Origin of the sequence: Spirulina sp. CCY15215 (assembly GCF_016888125.1) — a bacterium.
Taxonomy (GTDB): Bacteria; Cyanobacteriota; Cyanobacteriia; order Cyanobacteriales; family Spirulinaceae; genus CCY15215.
Map to the genome: position 1 here is coordinate 1 of NZ_JACSWA010000151.1, position 625 is coordinate 625.

1 rRNA gene is annotated in these 625 nt (G+C 44.0%); it reads left to right on the forward strand.

Features of this window, described 5'->3' with window-relative positions:
• Positions 1-327: 327 nt before the first annotated feature.
• Positions 328-625 (forward strand): 23S ribosomal RNA (locus tag JUI58_RS00715); the annotation flags it as partial.

A 625-nucleotide genomic window follows, 5' to 3' on the forward strand; every position in this document is an offset into this window, starting at 1 on the left:
ACGAGAAAAAAGTAAAATTAAGGCAATAAGAAGTAAAAATCTCATTACCGTGCTTTTTTTTCGAGGATAAATAAAGACAGCATCGGCTCTTGGGAGAATTCAAAGAGAATTCAAAAAAATTCTGCAAGAGAGAATGCTGGACTAAAAAGTCCAGACCAGAACCTTGAAAACTGCATAGAAGAAAGACGTAAAGGTGGTACGCATCCAAAGAGATTAAATCCCAAAAGGAAATTCTCAGAGGAAAGCGTACAAACAGAGGAGTCAATAAAGTTTCTGGATTTTTATTCAGAAACGAGAACAGACAAATCCAAAAAGCCAAAAAAGAGAGGTCAAGCTACAAAGAGCTAACGGCGGATCCCTGGCCACGCAGAGGCGAAGAAGGACGCAGTAACCGGCGAAACGCTCCGGGGAGCTGGAAACAAGCATCGATCCGGAGGTGTCCGAATAGGGCAACCTAAAAGAACGACTCGCTGAATATATAGGCGAGAACGAGCGAACCTAGCGAACTGAAACATCTTAGTAGCTAGAGGAAAAGAAAGCAAAAGCGATTCCCCCAGTAGCGGCGAGCGAAAAGGGAACAGCCTAAACCTTCTACCTCGGTAGAAGGGGTTGTGGGACAGCAACA